20 protein-coding genes and 1 riboswitch are annotated in these 18,599 nt (G+C 64.2%); of the genes, 14 read left to right on the top strand and 6 right to left on the bottom strand.

Going from position 1 to position 18,599, the window contains the following annotated elements; translation table 11 throughout:
- Nucleotides 1–24 precede the first annotated feature (24 nt).
- The 5 genes from FHW64_RS20890 to FHW64_RS20870 all read left to right on the top strand — a co-directional run bounded on the left by FHW64_RS20890 (nt 25) and on the right by FHW64_RS20870 (nt 4,515).
- Entirely contained in the window at nt 25–999 is a 975-nt protein-coding gene (locus FHW64_RS20890; RefSeq protein WP_184529763.1) for a LysR substrate-binding domain-containing protein, read from the top strand.
- A gap of 341 nt (nt 1,000–1,340) precedes the next feature.
- Nucleotides 1,341–2,234: an amino acid ABC transporter substrate-binding protein gene (locus FHW64_RS20885; protein ID WP_184529761.1), complete on the top strand. Its 894-nt coding sequence runs from the start codon at nt 1,341–1,343 to the stop codon at nt 2,232–2,234.
- Nucleotides 2,235–2,315: 81 nt separating this feature from the next.
- Nucleotides 2,316–3,077, top strand: a complete 762-nt coding sequence (locus tag FHW64_RS20880) for an amino acid ABC transporter permease (RefSeq protein WP_184529759.1) — start codon at nt 2,316–2,318, stop codon at nt 3,075–3,077.
- A gap of 1 nt (nt 3,078) precedes the next feature.
- Complete coding sequence (locus FHW64_RS20875) at nt 3,079–3,747, top strand: amino acid ABC transporter permease (RefSeq protein WP_184529757.1); 669 nt, start codon at nt 3,079–3,081, stop codon at nt 3,745–3,747.
- Between the two features lie 30 nt (nt 3,748–3,777).
- A complete protein-coding gene (locus FHW64_RS20870) occupies nt 3,778–4,515 on the top strand; it encodes an amino acid ABC transporter ATP-binding protein (protein ID WP_184530447.1) in 738 nt (245 codons plus the stop codon).
- Nucleotides 4,516–4,568: 53 nt separating this feature from the next.
- On the opposite strand, the gene FHW64_RS20865 is transcribed toward FHW64_RS20870, so the two are convergent.
- Nucleotides 4,569–5,417 (bottom strand): GNAT family N-acetyltransferase, encoded by an 849-nt coding sequence (locus FHW64_RS20865; protein WP_184529755.1) that lies wholly within the window; start codon nt 5,415–5,417, stop codon nt 4,569–4,571.
- A 118-nt stretch (nt 5,418–5,535) separates the two neighbouring features.
- Here FHW64_RS20865 and FHW64_RS20860 point away from each other — a divergent pair, with 118 nt between their 5' ends.
- Nucleotides 5,536–6,363 carry a DUF4399 domain-containing protein gene (locus FHW64_RS20860; protein ID WP_184529753.1) on the top strand — a complete coding sequence of 276 codons (828 nt, stop codon included), beginning with the start codon at nt 5,536–5,538 and terminating at the stop codon, nt 6,361–6,363.
- On the opposite strand, the gene FHW64_RS20855 is transcribed toward FHW64_RS20860, so the two are convergent.
- The 3 genes from FHW64_RS20855 to FHW64_RS20845 form a co-directional block, all read right to left on the bottom strand.
- Complete coding sequence (locus tag FHW64_RS20855; protein ID WP_184530444.1) at nt 6,350–7,153, bottom strand: HAD-IIB family hydrolase; 804 nt, start codon at nt 7,151–7,153, stop codon at nt 6,350–6,352. The genes FHW64_RS20860 and FHW64_RS20855 overlap by 14 nt on opposite strands.
- Nucleotides 7,154–7,188: 35 nt before the next feature.
- Nucleotides 7,189–8,820, bottom strand: coding sequence for a peptide chain release factor 3 (locus FHW64_RS20850; RefSeq protein ID WP_184529751.1), 1,632 nt, complete (start codon nt 8,818–8,820; stop codon nt 7,189–7,191).
- 120 nt (nt 8,821–8,940) lie between these two features.
- Nucleotides 8,941–9,579, bottom strand: coding sequence for a hypothetical protein (locus tag FHW64_RS20845; protein ID WP_184529749.1), 639 nt, complete (start codon nt 9,577–9,579; stop codon nt 8,941–8,943).
- A gap of 95 nt (nt 9,580–9,674) precedes the next feature.
- Nucleotides 9,675–9,744: riboswitch (S-adenosyl-L-homocysteine riboswitch) on the top strand.
- A gap of 63 nt (nt 9,745–9,807) precedes the next feature.
- Between FHW64_RS20845 and ahcY the strand changes: the two genes are divergently transcribed.
- From ahcY to FHW64_RS20825, 4 genes are read left to right on the top strand one after another with little or no spacing between them, the layout of a single operon-like run.
- Nucleotides 9,808–11,238, top strand: coding sequence for an adenosylhomocysteinase (gene ahcY / locus FHW64_RS20840; protein ID WP_184529747.1), 1,431 nt, complete (start codon nt 9,808–9,810; stop codon nt 11,236–11,238).
- 20 nt (nt 11,239–11,258) lie between these two features.
- Nucleotides 11,259–12,056, top strand: a complete 798-nt coding sequence (locus FHW64_RS20835) for a TlyA family RNA methyltransferase (protein ID WP_184529745.1) — start codon at nt 11,259–11,261, stop codon at nt 12,054–12,056.
- Nucleotides 12,034–12,867, top strand: coding sequence for a methylenetetrahydrofolate reductase [NAD(P)H] (gene metF, locus FHW64_RS20830; RefSeq protein ID WP_184529743.1), 834 nt, complete (start codon nt 12,034–12,036; stop codon nt 12,865–12,867). Before FHW64_RS20835 ends, metF begins: the two co-directional genes overlap by 23 nt.
- Nucleotides 12,864–13,517 (top strand): septal ring lytic transglycosylase RlpA family protein, encoded by a 654-nt coding sequence (locus FHW64_RS20825; RefSeq protein ID WP_184529741.1) that lies wholly within the window; start codon nt 12,864–12,866, stop codon nt 13,515–13,517. Before metF ends, FHW64_RS20825 begins: the two co-directional genes overlap by 4 nt.
- An 8-nt stretch (nt 13,518–13,525) precedes the next feature.
- Here the strand turns inward: FHW64_RS20825 and FHW64_RS20820 are convergent, their stop codons facing one another.
- The gene (locus FHW64_RS20820) at nt 13,526–14,419 is read right to left on the bottom strand and encodes a 23S rRNA (adenine(2030)-N(6))-methyltransferase RlmJ (RefSeq protein ID WP_184529739.1); all 894 of its coding nucleotides are present in this window, start codon (nt 14,417–14,419) and stop codon (nt 13,526–13,528) included.
- Nucleotides 14,420–14,613: 194 nt separating this feature from the next.
- Here FHW64_RS20820 and rplM point away from each other — a divergent pair, with 194 nt between their 5' ends.
- From rplM to mdtD, 4 genes are all read left to right on the top strand, one after another.
- Complete coding sequence (gene rplM / locus FHW64_RS20815; RefSeq protein WP_184529737.1) at nt 14,614–15,045, top strand: 50S ribosomal protein L13; 432 nt, start codon at nt 14,614–14,616, stop codon at nt 15,043–15,045.
- Nucleotides 15,046–15,057: 12 nt separating this feature from the next.
- A complete protein-coding gene (gene rpsI / locus FHW64_RS20810; protein ID WP_088955203.1) occupies nt 15,058–15,450 on the top strand; it encodes a 30S ribosomal protein S9 in 393 nt (130 codons plus the stop codon).
- A 121-nt stretch (nt 15,451–15,571) separates the two neighbouring features.
- Nucleotides 15,572–15,937, top strand: coding sequence for an iron-sulfur cluster insertion protein ErpA (erpA, locus tag FHW64_RS20805; protein ID WP_088955204.1), 366 nt, complete (start codon nt 15,572–15,574; stop codon nt 15,935–15,937).
- A gap of 79 nt (nt 15,938–16,016) precedes the next feature.
- Nucleotides 16,017–17,435 (top strand): multidrug transporter subunit MdtD, encoded by a 1,419-nt coding sequence (mdtD, locus tag FHW64_RS20800; protein WP_184529735.1) that lies wholly within the window; start codon nt 16,017–16,019, stop codon nt 17,433–17,435.
- Between the two features lie 19 nt (nt 17,436–17,454).
- On the opposite strand, the gene FHW64_RS20795 is transcribed toward mdtD, so the two are convergent.
- Nucleotides 17,455–18,564, bottom strand: coding sequence for an anhydro-N-acetylmuramic acid kinase (locus FHW64_RS20795; protein ID WP_184529733.1), 1,110 nt, complete (start codon nt 18,562–18,564; stop codon nt 17,455–17,457).
- Between the last annotated feature and the right edge of the window lie 35 nt (nt 18,565–18,599).

Raw genomic sequence — 18,599 nt, 5'->3', positions numbered from 1 at the left:
GCAGCGCTCGCATAATCGGCGTTCATGGAAACCAAGTGGCTTGAAGACTTCGTCAGCCTTGCCGAGACGCGCAGTTTCAGTCGCTCGGCTCAGTTGCGTCACGTAACGCAGCCTGCCTTCTCGCGGCGCATCCAGGCGCTCGAAGGCTGGGCGGGCACCGACCTCGTGGATCGCAGTTCCTACCCGACGCGACTCACGCCGGCCGGCCAGACGCTCTACGGGCAAGCCATCGAAATGCTCCAGGCGCTGCAGAGCACGCGCGCCATGCTGCGGGGCCATTCGGCAGCGGCGCAGGACGTGATCGAGTTCGCCGTTCCGCACACGCTGGCCTTTACCTTCTTTCCGTCTTGGGTGACGAGCTTGCGCGAGCAGTTCGGACCGATGAAGAGCCGGCTCATTGCGCTGAACGTGCACGACGCCGTGCTTCGACTGGTCGAAGGTAGCTGCGATCTGCTCATCGCGTATCACCATCCCTCGCAGCCGCTGCCGCTCGATGCCAACCGCTACGAGATGGTGAGTCTCGGTGAAGAGGTGGTGGCGCCGTGGGTCAAGCCGGACGCCGATGGCGCGCCGCGTTTCCGCCTCCCGGGGCGCGCTGGACAGCCGCTGCCTTACCTGGGCTACGCGCCGGGTGCATACCTGGGGCGCGTGGTCGACCAGTTGCTCAGGGATTCGGGCACGGCCATTCATCTCGACCGCGTCTACGAGACCGACATGGCCGAGGGCCTCAAAGTCATGGCGCTGGAAGGGCACGGCATCGCTTTCCTGCCCCAGAGCGCCGTGCGCAAGGAAGCCCGCGCCCGCACCTTGGTGAGTGCGCTGCCGCCGGAGATCGACAGGCTCGAAGCGACCATGGAGATCCGTGCGTATCGCGAGCGCCCGGCGACCTCGGCCAAGGGAGCGAACCGCACGGGTAAGGCCGAGTCCGCACCCGCGCAGACCAAAGGCACGGTCGAGGCCCTGTGGGCCTATCTGGTCCAGACGCAGCCCGCGCGCTGAGTTGCGCTCCCACGATTTGTGCGCTGCACAAATCTATGTAGCCACCGCATGCCGTGCATTGCATACGGCATTGGCGTTGGCGACGCGTCTTCCTTAAAGTTCGCGCAGTTCGCTGTCGCACTGGCCCGCGTGCAGGGAGGCGATCTCGCAAGCAGATCGAGCACCGGGCACAAAGGCTGCTTCATGAGCAGCTGCGAGGCATTTGGCATCGCCTGAGTGAGATGCTTCTGCACGCGGAATGCACCCACTTCGGTGCGTGAATGCACCGGGTTCGTCCCGGTTTGCCACAGAATGTGAATGTCTAGAATCCCGACCTACCTTTCAGTCACTCAGGAGTCCTTATGAAGAAGCAGGTATTGGCATTGGCCGTCTTTGCGCTGGCCGCAGGCGGCGCGTTTGCGCAAGCCAATGACACCCTCGCCAAGATCAAGGCAAGCGGAACGATCAACCTCGGTGTGCGCGATTCGTCCGCGCTGTCCTTCACGCTCGGCAACGGCAAGTACGTCGGCTTCCACACGGAGATGGCCGAGCACATCATCGATGACCTCAGCAAGCAGGTCGGCAAGAAGCTCAACATCAACTACGTGTTGGTGACGTCGCAGAACCGGGTTCCGCTGGTGCAGAACGGCACCGTCGACCTCGAGTGCGGCTCGACCACCAACAACCGGGCTAGAGCCAAGGACGTCGAGTTCGCCTACAACACCTACATGGAAGTGGTGCGCGTGGCGGTCCGGGCCAACTCGGGCATCAAGGAACTGAAGGATCTGGCCGGCAAGACCGTAGCCACCACCACGGGTACGACCTCCGTGCAGATCCTGCGCAAGAACGAACGTGCCCAGGGCATCGACTTCAAGGAAGTCATGGGCAAGGACCACTCCGACAGCTTCCTGCTGCTCGAATCCGGTCGTGCTGACGCCTTCGTGATGGACGCATCCATCCTTGCCGCCAACATCGCCAAGTCCAAGAGCCCGAAGGACTTCGCCATTGTCGGCCCCGAACTGTCGGTGGAGCCGATCGCCTGCATGATGCGCAAGGAAGATCCGCAGTTCTCCAAGGCCGTGAATGAGAGCATCGCCCGCCAGGTCAAGGACGGTTCGCTGGCCAAGGTCTACGACCGCTGGATGATGCAGCCGGTGCCGCCGAACAATGTGTCGCTCAACCTGCCGCTGTCGGATGCCACCAAGGCTGCCTGGGCCAATCTGAACAACAAGCCGGCCGAGGACTTCGCGAAGTAATCTGCAAGCCGAGGGAGCAGGCGCCCGCCCGCGTGGCGGGCGTTTGTTTATAGAAGAGCAATCAAGACAGAGGAGTTGCGAATGGCGAATTGGCGATGGGATGTGTTCTGCCAGGACACCCTAGACAACGAGGTGGTCAAGGGGTGCTTCGCCTCCGGACATGACCAGACCTACTTGCAGTGGATGCTGCACGCCTGGGGCTGGACGGTGTCGGTGTCGCTCGCCGCGTGGTTCGTCGCGCTGATCGTGGGGTCCATCATCGGCACGTTGCGCACGCTGCCCAACAGTCCCGGGCTGGTCCGCTTCGGGAATGCATGGGTGGAGTTGTTCCGCAACATTCCCCTGCTGGTCCAGGTCTTCCTCTGGTATTTCGTGCTCCCGAAGATGATCCCGCCGATGCGGGACTTCCCGCCCTTCGTGCTGGTGGTCTGCGCGCTGGGTTTCTTCACTTCGGCTCGTGTGGCCGAGCAACTCCGTGCCGGTATCCAGGCCTTGCCGCGCGGGCAGCGATATGCCGGCATGGCCATGGGCTTCACAACGCCGCAGTACTACCGCTACGTGCTGCTTCCGATGGCCTATCGCATCATCCTGCCGCCGCTGACCAGCGAGGCAATGAACATCTTCAAGAATTCCTCGGTGGCGTTTGCCGTGTCGATTCCCGAACTGGCCCAGTTCTATCTGCAGGCCGGCGAGGAAACCTCGGCGCAGATCGAGATCTACCTCGGCGTCGTGGTGCTCTACGTCATCAGCGCGATGGCAGTGAACCGGCTCATGACCTACATCGAGCGCAAGCTCCGGGTGCCGGGCTTCGTTGCTGCGGGCGGCGCAGGGGGAGGCCACTGAAATGCTGAACCTCGACTTCTCCTTCTACAGCTGGGAGCTGATCCGCACGTATGTGCTGAAGGGCTTCTACTTCAGCATCTTCCTCACCGTGGTGGCGACGCTCGGCGGCGTGTTCTTCGGCACGCTGCTCGCGCTGATGCGGTTGTCTGGCCGAAAGTGGCTCGACACGCCCGCGGCAGCCTACGTCAACGGCATGCGCTCTGTGCCGCTGGTCATGGTGATCCTGGGCTTCTTCCTGCTGGTGCCCTTCGTTATCGGCCGGCCCATCGGCGCCGAGACCTCGGCCATCATCACCTTCATCTGCTTCGAGTCGGCCTACTTCTCGGAGATCATGCGTGCCGGCATCCAGTCGATCCCTCGCGGCCAGGTGTTCGCCGGCCAGGCGATGGGCATGACCTACACCCAGAACATGACCCTGGTGATCCTGCCGCAGGCCTTCCGCAACATGCTGCCGGTGCTGCTGACGCAGACCATCATCTTGTTCCAGGACACCTCGCTGGTCTACGCCATCGGCGCCTACGACCTGCTCAAGGGTTTCGAGACCGCCGGCAAGAATTTCGGCCGTCCCGAGGAGGCTTACCTCCTTGCGGCCGTCGTTTACTTCGTGATCTGCTTTGCGCTGTCGTACGTCGTCAAGCGCATCCACAAGAAGATCGCCATCATTCGCTGAACACCGAAAGGGAAAGTCATGGCTGACAACATGATCGAAATCAAGAACGTTTCCAAGTGGTACGGGCCCGTGCAGGTGCTCAACGATTGCTCGGTGAGCATCGCAAAGGGCGATGTGGTCGTGGTGTGCGGGCCATCCGGCTCGGGCAAGTCCACGCTCATCAAGACGGTGAACGCGCTGGAGCCGATCCAGAAGGGCGACATCACGGTCAATGGCGTTCGCGTCAACGACCCTAAGACCGACTTGCCGAAGCTGCGCTCGAAAGTGGGCATGGTGTTCCAGCATTTCGAGCTGTTCCCGCACCTGTCGGTCACCGAGAACCTGACGATCGCGCAGGTCAAGGTGCTGGGTCGCAGCCTCGACGAGGCGAAGGCCCGCGGCCTCAAGATGCTCGACCGCGTGGGCCTGATGGCGCACAAGGACAAGTTCCCGGGCCAGCTCTCCGGCGGCCAGCAGCAGCGCGTGGCGATCGCGCGTGCGCTGTCGATGGACCCGATCGTGATGCTGTTCGACGAGCCCACTTCGGCACTCGACCCCGAGATGGTGGGCGAAGTGCTGGACGTGATGGTGTCGCTCGCCAAGGAAGGCATGACGATGATGGTCGTCACGCACGAAATGGGCTTTGCGCGCAAGGTGGCGAGCCGCGTGATCTTCATCGACGTCGGCGGCCGCATCCTCGAGGACTGCTCGAAGGACGAGTTCTTCGGACATCCCGAGAATCGTCAGCCTCGCACCAAGGACTTCCTCAACAAGATCCTCCAGCACTGAGCTGCAACGATCGAACAACGAAAGCCCCGCAATGCGGGGCTTTTTTGTTGGCGCTAGCCGAGCTCGAAGGTCGTGATACCGTAGACCCGCTCCAACTCGCAGGCCGGCGCCGGACCCGCGTACATGCGGGCAGTTTCGAACACGCTTTGCATCCCGCGCGCGTCGACCAGTGCCATCGCATCGGCGTTGGGCAGCGGGATGTCGAGGTAGACCGTGTCGTCCGGCGGCACGCCCGCGCATAGCGCATCGAAGAGCGCGTTCGCGATGTCGTGACTCTCCGCCACGAGGGGACCGATCTTGTGGCCCTGCCTGCAGCGGCGAATCACACCCCAACCAGCGAGACGGCCCCGATCCACCCATGCGAGGGCAGTGGAATCGGGCATCGAAATCCAGCTCTGTAGAAAGCCTTCGCGCGGCGCGGGGAACACGCGGCGATCTTCGGCGCAGAGGACACCGAAATCGACGCGGGCAAGAGGGACGATCTGCGCCGCGCTTCCTCCCGCGTTCGTATCCCGCGCGAGCCCGGCAAAGCGCGCGTTGTTCCATGCAAGCTCGAAGCCGCTGCGCCGGTAGTTGTCCTGCTGCGCCGGAACGCCATCGAGGCCGACGACTTGACCCTTGAGCCTTCCCATGCCGGCCTTCCAGAGCTGCATCCCGATGCCCCGTCCGCGCCAGGTCGGCGCGACGATGTAGAGGCCGATGAAGCCGAACTGCCCGGCATACGACACCGCACTGATGAAGCCCACGGGCAGGCCGTCGTGTTCGGCGACCAGGAAGCCGTTTGCGTCAGCCGCGTGGAAGCAGCGCGCGTCGTGCAGGCCGGGGTTCCAGCCTTCGAGTGCGGCCGCGTCGATCGCGAGCTGAATCTCGTCGCTTCGCAGTGTTCGGATCGCAACATCCATGGGTGCATTGTTCCGGGTCGAGGCGACATGGTGTGACCGAATTTCCAGAACGAGGGACTGCGTTGCCACGAAAGCAGTAACTCAATGACACAATTTGCCGACTTCTGGAGGAGTTGGCATGTTGGATGGAATTCGCCGCACAGCCGGCATGGGGGTGTCCTTGGTCGTGGCTTCGCTGGCGGCGGTGACTGCGACCGCCCAGACGAGTCCACCAACGGAGGCCGTCGAAGTCGTCACGCATCCGTGGGTGGTGCCGCCGCCGAACTGGTCGCCGGAGGCCTACTTCACCAATCTCAAGGATGGCGCGACGGTCGAATCGCCATTTGTCGCGCGGTTCGGCTTGTCGATGCGCGGCATCGTTCCAGCCGGCAAGACGGCGGGCACCGCGGGCCATCACCATCTCTTGATCGATCAGCCACTGCCGCTCGATTTCACGAAGCCGCTGCCGTTTACCGAGCACTACATCCACTTCGGCAAGGGCCAGATGGAGGCGGTGGTGAGTCTGCCGCCGGGCACGTACACGATGAGGCTCGTGCTTGCGGATCAGGGGCACATTCCGTACTTCGTCTACAGCAAGCCGTTGAAATTCACGGTGAGCAAGCAGAACGCGGGAGTGACGGCGGCCAGCCTGCAAGGGGTGCCGCGCATCGAGGTGCTGAGCCCGGCCGATCGCACGACGGTGCAGACGCCGCTGCGCGTCCAGATGCACGCGATTGGCTTCAACATCTCGCACGCCGGGCCCAAGGTGCCGGACACCGGCCACTTCCGACTCGTGCTCGAGCGTGCCGGCCAGAAGACCGAAATCATCGACCTCGATGGCGGACAGACCGAGCTGTGGCTGAACCCGCCGAAGGGTGACTACAGCGCGAGGCTCGAGCTCATGAGCAACACGGCCACCGGCAACGTGATCGCGCGCGCGAAGACAGTCGCCTTCAGCGTGCGCTGAGGCTTCTCGCGGAGAGTACTGCGGCAGCCGCTTCCGCGAAGCCGGCGCCGCGCTCGTGCTTCGAGACATACCGCGGGAGGTGCGACAGCGCGCCCTCGAAGCGGCGAACGTTGGCCACGCCGATGCTGTGCGCGAAGTGCTCGAACATCAGCGCATCGTTGGTCGAATCGCCGACGTAGGCCCAAAGGTCCATTTCGTCATCGAGCCGGCGATCCCAGAGCTCGCGCACGATCCATCGCGCGCCCGCCAGCTTGTTGTGATCGCCGTACCAGCCGTTGATGTGGATGCTGCTGACGGTGGCGTGCATGCCGTCGTCACGCATTGCGGCAGCGACTTCGGCGATCGTCTCGTCGCTGAGACGGGTGAACTCGCTGTGATCGATCGCGATGTCGCATTCGCGGCCCGCCGAATCGGTGGCGCGGCGTGCGCCGGGGATGGTTTTCTCGATGCGATCGAGCACAGCCTGCATGCGCGCGAAATTCCGTTCGCGCGTGGCGCTGTCCTGCTGATAGCGCTTCTCGAGTCGGCCGTCGCCGACGGGCACCAGCGCGACCGCACCGTTCTCGGCGACGATGGCGTCGATCGGCCACGCCGCCGCGAAGGGCTCGCTCCAGCCGACGGGGCGACCTGTCACGGCCACCACATGCAGGCCGGCCGCTTTCAGCGCGGCCATGGCTTCAAGCGCGTCGGCAGTGATCGCGCCCTCGGTCGTCAGCGTGTCGTCGATGTCGGTGAAGACGCCGACCAGCCCTTGCCGTGCCTCAAGAGGCCAGTCCGCGAGCGGCTGCATCAGCCGCCGCCCGTTCGTGTCGGCGGTCGCGGTGCTCATCCGCCTGCTGACTGCAGTGCCAGGCCCGCGTGTTCGCGCAGCGGATGGAAGTGGATCTTCGGAAAGCGCTCCTGCGCCAGCCGCACGTCGTACGGCGAGGTGCAGAGGAAGGCCAGCGTATCGGCCGCATCGCGCGACATGCGCTGCGGATAGGCGTCGACGAAGGTGCGCAGCTCCGCGGGCGTGTCGGCGGTGATCCAACGCGCCCCGGTGTACTGGCAGCCTTCGAGGCGGATGTCCGCGTCGTATTCGGTCTTGAGGCGATGCTGCACGACTTCGAACTGGAGTTGCCCGACCGCGCCGAGCAGCATCGGGCCGCCGATTTCGGGTCGGAAGACCTGGATCGCGCCTTCCTCGCCAAGCTGGGCGAGCCCCTGCTGGAGCTGCTTGGTACGCAGCGGGTTCTTGAGGATGACCGTCATGAACAGCTCGGGCGCGAAGAAGGGCAGGCCGGTGAACTGCAGCGAAGCGCCGTCCGTGATCGTGTCACCGAGCTGCACGCCGCCATGGGTGGTGAAGCCGACGATGTCGCCCGCATAGGCTTCCTCGACGGCCTCGCGCCGCTGGCTCATGAAGGTCACGACGCTGGTCGGGCGAAGCTCCTTGGCAGTGCGTTGCACCTTGAGCTTCATGCCCGGCGTGTACTTGCCCGAGGCCATGCGCACGAAGGCGATGCGGTCGCGGTGATTGGCGTCCATGTTGGCCTGCACCTTGAACACCACCCCGGCGAAATCCTTGTCGTCCGGCTGGATCTCCTTGGTCACCGGCTGGCGGTTGACCAGCGTGGTGCTCACCCGTGGCTGCGGCGGCGGCGCCAGGTCGACCAGCGCATCGAGCACTTCCATCACGCCGAAGTTGTTCACGCCGGAGCCGAAGAACACCGGCGTCTGCTTGCCGGCGAGGAAGGCCTCGCGATCCCACTCTGGCGATGCGCCGGTCGCGAGCTCCATGCTTTCCATCGCGGTATCGAATTCATGGCCGAAGCGCTTCTGGAGCTGCTCGCGCTCGGTCAGCGGGATGGTCTCGAAGTCCTGCGGCAGGCGTTCGCTGCCCGATTCGAACACCGTCATCGCCTGCGTACGCAGGTTGATGATCCCGCCGAAGGACTTGCCCTGGCCCACCGGCCAGGTCATCGGTACGCAGGGCATGCCGAGTTCGCGCTCGATCTCGTCGAGCAGTTCGAGTGGCTCGCGGACTTCGCGGTCCATCTTGTTGACGAAGGTGAGGATCGGCGTGTCGCGCTGGCGGCAGACCTCGATCAGGCGCCGCGTCTGCGCTTCGACGCCGTTCGCCGCGTCGATGACCATCAGCGCCGAATCGACTGCGGTCAGCACACGGTAGGTGTCTTCGGAGAAGTCCTTGTGGCCGGGCGTATCGAGCAGGTTGATGACGTGCTCGCGATACGCCATCTGCATGACCGACGAAGCCACCGAGATGCCGCGCTGCTTCTCGATTTCCATCCAGTCCGATGTGGCGTGCCGCGACGCCTTCCGCGCCTTGACGGAGCCCGCGATCTGGATCGCGCCGGAGAAAAGCAGCAGCTTTTCGGTCAGCGTGGTCTTGCCTGCGTCAGGGTGGGAAATGATCGCGAACGTGCGGCGGCGGCGGGTTTCGGAGGCGAAGGTCATGGGGTGAACGCCAAAGGGTGAACGTAGGGCGCTCACGGGCGCGGGCGGCGAAGGCAAAGCCCGCGATTTTACCGGCCGGGCCCTTGCAGCGGGTGTTGCCGGCCGCGCCGACCCTCGGAATCACATGGGCGGGGTGAACCCGTTGCGACCGACCAGCATGCGCATCGCGGTCGGCTTGCCGTCCTTCACTTGCGCGGTCACCACCACCTTCGCGCCTGGGACCACCAGTGCGGCCTGGTCGGCATTGCCGGGCTTGAATGTCACGATCGGCGTGCCGGGCGGAACGATGACGGTCTGCTCGCCATCCTTGTAGCGCAGCACCATCTTCTGGCCGCCTGGTGTCGACGACGGGGCTTCGGCAAGCGTGGCGACAGTGGCGTTCGTCATCGTGCCGTTGGGCATGTAGTCCCAGGGGCGGAAGCCTTCGCCGGTGCCGCGTGCGGCTTCGGGAAAGACCAGGACTTCCACCGCGCGCTGGGTACCGTCCGGCTGCGGCGTGGCGCCGGCGCCGACGAAGCTGTTGGGCTTGATGTCGGCCATGGTGAGCGGAACCACTTCCGACACGTTCATGTCGGCCGGACGCACGAGCGTCACCACTTCGCCGCTGCGGTCCTTGACCGTCATGGATTTCGAATCGACCTGTTCGATGACGCCGCGCACCCGCACGGTGGGCTCCTGCGCCTGTGCGAGACCGATGAGCGGAACTGCCGCCGAAGTGGCGACGAACAAGGATGCTGCAAGAAGTCGAACTCTGAACATGTCAACCTTCGCGAAAGATAGGGTGCCTGGCAGTCTAGGACGAACCGGAAACCACCGCTGGCAGCGTTCTGGCAGCACGCGGTAAAATCCGCCGCTTATCCGAGGAGCGTTGCAGCGCCGGCAGGCGTGAGGCTCGGACACACATCGCAACCACGCTCACCCGCTGTTCTCGCGGTGAGTCCTTCCCCGAAACGCAGTGGCATCTTTCAAACTTGCTTTGGAGCCGACATGAGCGCCGTTCTCAAATCTTCTTCCGCCGATCAGGCCATCGCTGACATTTCCCTCGCCGCCTGGGGCCGCAAGGAAATCCGCATCGCCGAAACCGAAATGCCCGGCCTGATGGCCATTCGCGAAGAGTTCGCGAAGAGCCAGCCGCTGAAGGGCGCACGCATCACCGGTTCGCTGCACATGACGATCCAGACCGCGGTGCTGATCGAAACCCTGCAGGCGCTGGGCGCCACCGTGCGCTGGGCTTCTTGCAACATCTTCTCGACGCAAGACCACGCGGCCGCCGCGATCGCGGACAAGGGCACGCCGGTGTTCGCGATCAAGGGCGAATCGCTCGAAGACTACTGGGACTACACCCACCGCATCTTCGACTTCGGCCCCAAGGGCTCGGCCGGCGAAGGCCCGAACATGATCCTCGACGACGGCGGCGACGCCACGCTGCTGATGCACCTGGGCCAGCGCGCCGAGAAGGACCAGAGCGTTCTCGCCAATCCGACCAGCGAAGAAGAACGCATCCTTTATGCAGCGATCAAGGCCAAGCTGGCCGTCGATTCGACCTGGTACACCCGCAAGTCCGCCGAGATCATCGGCGTGACGGAAGAAACGACGACCGGCGTGCACCGCCTGAACGAAATGAGCGCCAAGGGCACGCTGCTGTTCCGCGCGATCAACGTCAACGACTCGGTCACCAAGAGCAAGTTCGACAACCTCTACGGCTGCCGCGAATCGCTGGTGGACGGCATCAAGCGCGCCACCGACGTGATGGTCGCCGGCAAGGTCGCCTGCGTGGCCGGCTATGGCGACGTGGGCAAGGGCTCGGCCCAGGCGCTGCGTGCGTTGAGCGCGCAGGTGTGGGTCACCGAGATCGACCCGATCAACGCACTGCAAGCCGCGATGGAAGGCTACAAGGTCGTCACGATGGAATACGCGGCCGACAAGGCCGACATCTTCGTGACCACCACCGGCAACCGTGACGTGATCCGCCACGAGCACATGGCTGCGATGAAGGACCAGGCGATCGTCTGCAACATCGGCCACTTCGACAACGAGATCGATGTCGCCTCGCTCGAAAAGTACGAGTGGGAAGAGATCAAGCCGCAGGTCGACCACATCACCTTCCCCGATGGCAAGAAGATCATCCTGCTGGCCAAGGGCCGCCTCGTGAACCTGGGCTGCGGCACGGGCCACCCCAGCTTCGTGATGTCGTCGTCGTTCGCCAACCAGACGATTGCGCAGATCGAGCTCTTCACCAAGCAGGACGCCTACCAGGCCGGCAAGGTCTACGTGCTGCCGAAGCACCTCGACGAAAAGGTCGCTCGCCTGCACCTGAAGAAGGTCGGCGCCATGCTCACCGAACTCACCGACTCGCAGGCTGCCTACATTGGCGTTAACAAGAACGGCCCTTACAAGCCGGACACCTACCGCTACTGAGCGGGGACGGGCGTAGCGTTTTGCGCGCCGATCAGTTGCTCGTCGAACGCGGCCTCGCCGCATCGCGGTCGCAGGCGGTTCGCCTCATTGCGGGCGGACTCCGCTGGCGCGATGGCGCCGACTGGCGCACCGTCGCGAAGAACCGCGACGATGTGCCGGAGTCAGCCGAGCTCGAGTTGCTCGACGCCGCCGAGGCGCGCTTTGTCTCGCGCGGCGGCCTGAAGCTCGAAGGGACTCTTGCGTCGGCTGGCGTCGATCCCACGGGCAAGCGATGCCTCGACGTCGGGCAGTCGACCGGTGGCTTCACGGATTGCCTGCTGCAGAAGGGCGCTGCGCACGTGGTCGGCGTCGATGTGGGCCACGGCCAGTTGCATCCGCGCGTGCAGGCGGATGCGCGTGTGACGGCGGTCGAGGGGGTCAACGCCCGGTCGCTCACGCGTGATGCCTGGGCCTCGCAGTCGCCCGAGGATTCGTCTTTCGACCTCATCGTTGGCGACCTGTCATTCATTTCGTTGACTCTCGTCCTCCCGGCGCTGGCGCCGCTGCTGAAGCCCGGTGGCGACCTGCTCATGCTCGTGAAGCCGCAATTCGAGCTGCAGCCCGGCCAGATCGGCAAAGGGGGCATCGTTCGCGATCCCGTGCTCTACGGTGCGGTCGAACAGCGTTTGCGAGACGCTTGCGCATCGCTGGGCCTGCGCGTTGCGCAATGGCTCGACAGCCCGATCGCGGGCGGCGATGGCAATCGAGAGTTTTTCATTCATGCTGTTCACGCGAACAGCGAACAAGGAGCCGGCCGTGCGCCTTCCGCTCAGTTTTGAGTTCTTTCCCCCCAAGACGCCCGAAGGCGCAGCCAAGTTGCGCAACGTGCGGCAGCAGCTCTACGCGATGGCGCCCGAGTTCTGCTCGGTCACCTACGGTGCGGGTGGTTCCACGCACGAAGGCACTTTCGCCGCGGTGCGCGAGATCCTCGGCGAGGGCGTTTCCGCCGCTTGCCATTTCTCGTGCATCGGCGCCACGAGGGAGACGGTGCGTACGCAACTGGCCGAGCTGAAGGCCATGGGCGTCAAACGCCTCGTCGCCCTGCGCGGCGACCTGCCGAGCGGTTACGGCATCGGCGGCGAATTCCTTTATGCGAGCGATCTGGTTGCCTTCATCCGCGCAGAGACGGGGCGCGACTTCCACATCGAGGTCGCGTGCTATCCCGAAGTGCATCCCCAGGCGAAGTCGCCTGAGGCCGATCTGCAGGCCTTCGCGGCCAAGGTTCGCGCGGGCGCGGATTCGGCGATCACGCAGTATTTCTTCAGCCCCGAGGCGTACTGGCGCTTCGTCGATGAAGCGCGCGCGCTGGGCATCGATACGCCGATCGTGCCGGGCATCATGCCGATCACGAGTTCGACGCAACTGATGCGCTTCTCGGACGCCTGCGGTGCGGAAATCCCGCGCTGGATCCGTCTGCGCCTGCAGAGCTTCGGCGACGACACGGCGTCGATCAAGGCCTTCGGGCTCGACGTGGTCGCTGCGCTGTGCGAGCGACTGCGTGATGGCGGCGCGCCTGCGTTGCACTTCTACACGATGAACCAGTCGGTCGCGACGCTGGGCGTGCTGGAGCGCCTCGGCTGGAGCGCATGAGTTCGGGCATCCGGCTCGCCAGGCTCGTCGCCGCGGCCTCCGTGGCCGTGTTGCTTGCCGCCTGCTCGACGGCGCCTCCCGATGGCTCGGGCGATGGCAAGCCAAAGGGGCTTCGTCCACTGGTCAAGCAGCCGGCGCTTCCGCCCGGCGCGCCGCCACGGTCGCAAGTGCCCTCGGTTCGCTACGACCTTGCGGTGTCGGGCGCAGGCGAGCAGGACGACGGACTGCCGCAGGATCCCAATCGCGAGATCTTCGAGCGCGGCGGCGCCTCGTGGTACGGCATTCAGTTCCATCAGAAGAAGACCGCGAGCGGCGAGCGGTTCGACATGACCGCGCTCACCGCCGCGCACAAGACACTGCCCTTTAACACCCGCGTGTGCGTGCGCAGTCTGGTGAATGGTCGCGAGGTGCTGGTCCGCATCAACGACCGAGGCCCCTACGCCGCGGGACGGATCATCGATCTGAGCCGTGCTGCAGCCGAAGCCATCGGCCTCGTGGGCCTCGGGATCAAGCAGGTGGCCCTGTCGGTCGTCGACAAGGACGACAACTGCGCTGGTGCGGCCGTCGGGGAGGCCGACTCGCCATCGCTGGACGTGCAGGACACGCCGACCCGACCGAAGCGCAACGTCGCCCCGCGCAAGCGGCGCTGAAAGAAGCGTCAGCCCCCGCTGTCGACCGAGAACGCGGCGTTGCGGTCCTGCGCCAGCAACTCCGCCATCTGGGGAAGCGCGGCCTGTAGCTGGGCCTTCAGCGTGTAGGGCGGGTTGATGAGAAACATTCCGCTCGCCGGAAGGCCGGGCCGATGCTTGGCGCCGGAAGAGTCCGTGACGATCTTGCTCGACTTGACCGTGAGCGTGGCGTGCAGCCATGGCTTGGCAGCTTTGGTCGCGAGCGTCTTGAGGCGGCGCGGCAGATCGTGCGCTTCGGGGCGGGGGATGATGGGATACCAGATCGCATAGGTCCCTGTCGCGAAACGCTTGAGGGCACCAGTGACGAAATCGAGCACGCGTGCGTAGTCGCTCTTGATCTCGTAGCTCGGATCGCAAAGCACCAGTGCCCGGCGCGAAGGGGGCGGCAGGAACTTGGTCGTGCTGCCGAATCCGTCCTCCCGCAGCACGGCAATCTGGCGTCCCGCGTCGAGCTGGGCGATGTTGGCGTCGAGAGAACGCGCATCCGTCGGGTGCAGTTCGAACAGCTTGAGCTTGTCCTGGTCGCGGAGCAGGTGATGCGTGATGAAGGGCGAGCCCGGGTAGATCCGCGCGCCGCCCTTGGGGTTGAAGTCACGCACGACTTCGACGTAGCGCGCCAGTGCATCGGTGAGCGGCGTGGCGCCGTCGGGACGGGCAAACAGCCGCTGCACGCCATCGACCGCTTCGCCACTGGTGCCGGCGTAGTCGCCGTCGAGGCGGTACAGACCGGCGCCGGCATGGGTGTCGACCACGGTCAAGGCCGCGTCTTTTTCGAGCAGATAGTCGAGCGTGGCAATCAGAACCGTGTGCTTGAGCACGTCGGCGTGGTTGCCGGCGTGGAATGCGTGGCGGTAGCTGAACATCCCTCGATGGTAACCATCCCGCGCGCTTGGACCGGGCCAATTGCGGCCTTGGGCCTGTTTTTCGTATAATCGCGGGCTTCGCAGCGTTTTTGTGGCCCCGCGGCGAAGTACTTTCACCCACCTAAGAGATTCCCAACAGAGGAATTCCGACCGTGGAAAAGGGCCCGCCAAACCCTCTTTTAAAGAGAAAGCTCATGACCAAAACGTTCAGCGCCAAGCCCGCTGACGTGACGCACGAGTGGTTTGTGATTGACGCGACCGACAAGGTCCTCGGACGAGTAGCCAGCGAAGTTGCTCTCCGTTTGCGCGGCAAACACAAGGCCATCTATACGCCTCACGTCGATACCGGTGACTTCATCGTCATCATCAACGCATCGCAACTGCGTGTCACCGGCGCCAAGCCGCTTGACAAGGTGTACTACCGTCACTCGGGCTATCCGGGCGGCATTACGGCCACTAGCTTCCGCGACATGCAAGCCAAGCACCCCGGCCGCGCGCTGGAAAAGGCGGTCAAGGGCATGCTGCCCAAGGGCCCGCTCGGCTACGCAATGATCAAGAAACTCAAGGTGTACGGTGGCGCAGAGCACCCGCATACCGCCCAACAGCCCAAAGTGCTGGAACTGTAAGGAGCCTTGAGAATGATTGGTGAATGGAACAATGGCACCGGCCGTCGCAAATCCAGCGTCGCCCGCGTGTTTCTGAAAAAGGGCACCGGCAAGATCACGGTGAACGGCAAGGACATCCAGGATTTCTTTGGCCGCGAAACGTCGATCATGATCGCCAAGCAGCCTCTCTACCTGACCAACAACGTCGAAACCTTCGACATCCTGGTCAACGTGGCTGGCGGCGGTGAATCGGGTCAGGCCGGCGCAACGCGCCACGGCATCACCCGCGCCCTGATCGACTACGACGCTTCGCTCAAGCCGGTGCTGAGCCAAGCCGGCTTCGTCACCCGCGATGCGCGTGAAGTCGAGCGTAAGAAGGTCGGCCTGCACTCCGCACGTCGCCGCAAGCAGTTCTCGAAGCGCTGATCCACAGCGTTCTTGGGCCTACCGCCCGAACTGTCAAAAGAGCCGCCTTCGGGCGGCTTTTTGCTGGTTGAAGTAGCATTCAATTATTCGGCCGCGTACCGGCCGCACAGGAGTTCTCTCGATGAGTGCCGTTGCAGAAAATGTTCAAACCCAGATGCCCGACCCGATCGTCTTCACCGACAGCGCCGCGGCGAAGGTGGCCGATCTGATCGCCGAGGAAGGCAATCCCGATCTCAAGCTGCGCGTGTTCGTGCAGGGCGGTGGCTGTTCCGGGTTCCAGTACGGTTTCACGTTCGATGAAATCACCAACGAAGACGACACGACGATGACCAAGAATGGCGTGTCGCTCTTGATCGACGCGATGAGCTATCAATACCTCGTGGGCGCCGAGATCGACTACAAGGAAGATCTCCAGGGCGCACAGTTCGTGATCAAGAACCCGAACGCTACGAGCACCTGCGGTTGCGGATCGAGCTTCTCGGCTTGATGCGATCAGCCACGTGGTGCTGTTTGTCAAAGCCGCCTACGGGCGGCTTTTTGTTGCCCGTCTCTTTCTGAACTGACCCATGGCGCCCACCGAATCTCCGAGCAAAAGCCTGCTGTGGCTCGTTGCCGTCGGCTTCTTCATGCAGACGCTCGATGCGACGATCATCAACACGGCCTTGCCGGCGATGGCGGCCAGCCTCGGAGAAAGCCCGCTGCGGATGCAATCCGTGGTGGTGGCTTATGCGTTGACGATGGCGATGCTGATTCCGGCCTCCGGGTGGCTGGCGGATCGCTTCGGAACGCGGCGCGTTTTCTTCTTTGCCATCGTCCTGTTCGTCGCGGGATCCGTGCTGTGCGCCTTGTCCCGGAGCATCGGGCAACTGGTGGCCGCACGGGTCATTCAGGGCCTGGGCGGGGCGCTTCTGCTGCCGGTGGGACGCCTCGCACTTTTGCGCTCAGTGCCGCGCGCAGAGTTCCTGGCTGCGATGAGCTTCGTGGCCATACCCGGACTGGTTGGCCCTCTGCTTGGCCCGACCCTTGGTGGATGGCTGGTCCAGTACGCCTCATGGCATTGGATCTTCCTGATCAACGTTCCGGTCGGGCTCATCGGCTGCTTCGCGACGCTGCGCATCATGCCGGACCTGCGCCTGGCGGAGCAGCATCGCTTCGACGGGGTCGGATATGCCTTGCTCGCCTTTGGCATGGTCGCGGTCTCGCTGGCGATCGATGGCGTCTCGGGGCTCGGCTTGCGCCAAGCCGGCGTGTTGGTCCTACTTGTGTTTGGCTTCGCAAGCATCACCGCTTACTGGCTGCATGCCGTCAGGCGACCCTTTCCTCTCTTCGAGCCCGCGCTGTTTGGCATTCCGACGCTGAGCATCGGCTTGCTCGGCAATCTCTTTTGCCGACTCGGAAGCGGCTGCATGCCCTTTTTGGTTCCCTTGCTGCTTCAGGTTTCGATGGGCTATTCGCCGCTCCATGCCGGGCTGATGATGCTGCCCATCGCACTCGCCGGCATGAGCATGAAGCGCTTCGCCACGCCGTTGATCCAGCGGAATGGCTATCGCAAGGTTCTGGTGGTCAACACATCGCTCGTCGGCTTGACGATGGCGAGCTTCGGACTGACGACGCCCGAGCAGCCGATTGCCCTCCATATCGGGCAACTGCTTGTCTTCGGGGCGGTGAACTCGCTGCAGTTCACGGCAATGAACACCATCACGCTGAAGGATCTCGACGGCAGCATGGCAAGCGCCGGCAACAGCCTGTTGTCGATGGTGCAGATGCTGGCGATGAGCCTGGGTGTAGCCGTCGCGAGCGCGGTCCTGGCCGGTTACACCGGCGTATTTGGAAATGCGACGCCTTTGGCGACCCTGCATGCTTTCGAGGCCACTTTTGTCACCATGGGGCTGGTCACCTTGGCGTCGGCACTAATCTTCTGGAACCTTCCGCCCGAAGCGAGGGCGGTTCAGGCGGCCCAACCAGAGGTCTCTGGACAGGGCTGAGGCCGCGCTTTCGAGCGGCTCAGGCGGGGTAGACAGCGCCGAGAACGCGCGGACCGCGGGCGCCGGTGACGCTCGCGAGATTGCCCGGCGTACCGTGCAGCGCGCTGCGTGCCAACCACGCAAAGGCTGCGGCTTCGACTTCCTGCGGCGGGAGGCCGCGCTCCACGGACGACACGACTTCGACCGTTGGCAGCAATGCGCGAAGCCTGGAGAGGAGATGCTGGTTGAGCGCGCCACCCCCACAGACGATCAGCAATTGGCTACCTGCTCCATACCGTTTCAGGTGGTCCGCACATACCGATGCGGTCAGCTCCGTCACGGTGGCCTGCACGTCAGCGGGATCTGCTTCCGAAGTTCCGAGATGTGCCGCCAGCCAGTTCGGATTGAACAGGTCGCGGCCGGTGCTCTTCGGCGGGTTTTTGGCGAAGTACGGATCGCCAAGAAGTCGGGCCAATAGTTCGGGCACGACACGGCCGCTTGCCGCCCACTGACCCCCGACGTCGTAGGGTTGGCCGATGTGCGCCTGGCACCAATGGTCGATCAGTGCATTGCCCGGTCCGCAATCGAAGCCGAGCACCGTGCCCTCACCCGCCGGAAGAATGCTGAGGTTGGAAATACCGCCGACGTTAAGCACGGCAACAGCCTGGTCGTCGCGGGCGAACAGCGCGCGATGAAAGCCCGGAACAAGGGGCGCCCCTTGACCGCCTGCAGCGACGTCGCGACTTCGGAAGTCGGCGACAACCTGAATGCCGGTCAGTTCGGCGAGGAGGGAGGGGTTGTTGATCTGCAGCGTGTAGCCGACTTCGTCGAATTCGCCGGGCCGATGGCGCACCGTCTGGCCGTGCACGCCAATCGCGCTCACCGCTCCGGGAGGCAGGCCGGCGTCGGCGATCAGCTGATGAACCACGCCAGCATAGGCGCGCGCGAGCCCGTTGCTGGCCAAGGCTGCCCGATGCAATTCGTTATCGCCGGGGGTGTTGAGCGCCATGAGTTCGGCGCGCAGCCCGACTGGGAAGGGCGCCGCCGCGTAGCCCTGGACCGCAATACGCTCGCCCGAAAAGTCTGCGAGGACACCGTCGACACCATCCATCGACGTCCCCGACATCAGGCCGATGAAGAATTCAGCCATCGCGGTTCGAGAGGAGCTCGGGTGCTGCGTGGACC

The organism is Variovorax sp. Sphag1AA, assembly GCF_014192575.1.
GTDB lineage: Bacteria > Pseudomonadota > Gammaproteobacteria > Burkholderiales > Burkholderiaceae_C > Variovorax.
Note: the sequence above shows the minus strand (reverse complement) of the source record. Positions and strands in the feature narration are given on the sequence as shown.

Bases quoted from the DNA above. Each gene is read 5' to 3' on its own strand.
- FHW64_RS20890 (WP_184529763.1), top strand. From the start codon at position 25: ATGGAAACCAAGTGGCTTGAAGACTTCGTCAGCCTTGCCGAGACGCGC.
- FHW64_RS20885 (WP_184529761.1), top strand. From the start codon at position 1,341: ATGAAGAAGCAGGTATTGGCATTGGCCGTCTTTGCGCTGGCCGCAGGC.
- FHW64_RS20880 (WP_184529759.1), top strand. From the start codon at position 2,316: ATGGCGAATTGGCGATGGGATGTGTTCTGCCAGGACACCCTAGACAAC.
- FHW64_RS20875 (WP_184529757.1), top strand. From the start codon at position 3,079: ATGCTGAACCTCGACTTCTCCTTCTACAGCTGGGAGCTGATCCGCACG.
- FHW64_RS20870 (WP_184530447.1), top strand. From the start codon at position 3,778: ATGATCGAAATCAAGAACGTTTCCAAGTGGTACGGGCCCGTGCAGGTG.
- FHW64_RS20865 (WP_184529755.1), bottom strand. From the start codon at position 5,417: ATGGATGTTGCGATCCGAACACTGCGAAGCGACGAGATTCAGCTCGCG.
- FHW64_RS20860 (WP_184529753.1), top strand. From the start codon at position 5,536: ATGTTGGATGGAATTCGCCGCACAGCCGGCATGGGGGTGTCCTTGGTC.
- FHW64_RS20855 (WP_184530444.1), bottom strand. From the start codon at position 7,153: ATGCAGCCGCTCGCGGACTGGCCTCTTGAGGCACGGCAAGGGCTGGTC.
- FHW64_RS20850 (WP_184529751.1), bottom strand. From the start codon at position 8,820: ATGACCTTCGCCTCCGAAACCCGCCGCCGCCGCACGTTCGCGATCATT.
- FHW64_RS20845 (WP_184529749.1), bottom strand. From the start codon at position 9,579: ATGTTCAGAGTTCGACTTCTTGCAGCATCCTTGTTCGTCGCCACTTCG.
- ahcY (WP_184529747.1), top strand. From the start codon at position 9,808: ATGAGCGCCGTTCTCAAATCTTCTTCCGCCGATCAGGCCATCGCTGAC.
- FHW64_RS20825 (WP_184529741.1), top strand. From the start codon at position 12,864: ATGAGTTCGGGCATCCGGCTCGCCAGGCTCGTCGCCGCGGCCTCCGTG.
- FHW64_RS20820 (WP_184529739.1), bottom strand. From the start codon at position 14,419: ATGTTCAGCTACCGCCACGCATTCCACGCCGGCAACCACGCCGACGTG.
- rplM (WP_184529737.1), top strand. From the start codon at position 14,614: ATGACCAAAACGTTCAGCGCCAAGCCCGCTGACGTGACGCACGAGTGG.
- rpsI (WP_088955203.1), top strand. From the start codon at position 15,058: ATGATTGGTGAATGGAACAATGGCACCGGCCGTCGCAAATCCAGCGTC.
- erpA (WP_088955204.1), top strand. From the start codon at position 15,572: ATGAGTGCCGTTGCAGAAAATGTTCAAACCCAGATGCCCGACCCGATC.
- mdtD (WP_184529735.1), top strand. From the start codon at position 16,017: ATGGCGCCCACCGAATCTCCGAGCAAAAGCCTGCTGTGGCTCGTTGCC.
- FHW64_RS20795 (WP_184529733.1), bottom strand. From the start codon at position 18,564: ATGGCTGAATTCTTCATCGGCCTGATGTCGGGGACGTCGATGGATGGT.